Source organism: Salinicola sp. MH3R3-1, from assembly GCF_001937155.1.
GTDB lineage: Bacteria > Pseudomonadota > Gammaproteobacteria > Pseudomonadales > Halomonadaceae > Salinicola > Salinicola halophyticus.
The window spans coordinates 1-916 of sequence record NZ_MSDP01000062.1 but is presented as its reverse complement, the minus strand read 5'-3'; the positions used below and the strand labels follow the sequence as shown (position 1 = coordinate 916).

Here is a 916-nt window from a genome sequence, read left to right as displayed (position 1 = left end):
ACCCCTAAATAAGTGAACCCCGACCAATGGCCGGGGTTCGGAATAGATGCCTGACGATGACCTACTCTCGCATGGGGAGACCCCACACTACCATCGGCGCTAAGCGGTTTCACTACTGAGTTCGGCATGGATCAGGTGGTTCCCGCTCGCTATGGTCGTCAGGCAAAACTGACGTCGGAATGATGGGCCTTCATCGCTTACCCAACCCTCATTCCAACTGATTCGGATCATGCTGACTGAGCGACGTCTCATTGCCTGCCCGCTCTACGAGGCAGCGCGTATCCTGCGTTGTCGGTGATTGTTCACCGATCCGACTTTGCGCTTACTTCAGCAAAGTCTTGCAAACCCCTTGGGGTTATATGGTCAAGCCTCACGGGGTATTAGTACACGTTAGCTCAACGCCTTGCAGCGCTTCCACACCGTGCCTATCAACCAGCTAGTCTTGCTGGACCCTTTAGGAGACTCTAGGTCTCGGGGAGATCTCATCTTGAAGGAGGCTTCCCGCTTAGATGCTTTCAGCGGTTATCCCTTCCGCACATAGCTACCCGGCGATGCCACTGGCGTGACAACCGGAACACCAGAGGTGCGTCCACTCCGGTCCTCTCGTACTAGGAGCAGCACTTCTCAAATCTCCAACGCCCACGGCAGATAGGGACCGAACTGTCTCACGACGTTCTAAACCCAGCTCGCGTACCACTTTAAATGGCGAACAGCCATACCCTTGGGACCGACTTCAGCCCCAGGATGTGATGAGCCGACATCGAGGTGCCAAACACCGCCGTCGATGTGAACTCTTGGGCGGTATCAGCCTGTTATCCCCGGAGTACCTTTTATCCGTTGAGCGATGGCCCTTCCATACAGAACCACCGGATCACTAGAACCTACTTTCGTACCTGCTCGACGTGTCTGTCTCGCA

2 rRNA genes are annotated in these 916 nt (G+C 55.2%); both read right to left on the bottom strand.

What is annotated here, in order from left to right:
- Window positions 1-48 precede the first annotated feature (48 nt).
- Window positions 49-163 (bottom strand): 5S ribosomal RNA (gene rrf / locus BTW08_RS18250).
- Between the two features lie 196 nt (window positions 164-359).
- Window positions 360-916: ribosomal RNA gene (locus tag BTW08_RS18245) — 23S ribosomal RNA — on the bottom strand; the annotation flags it as partial.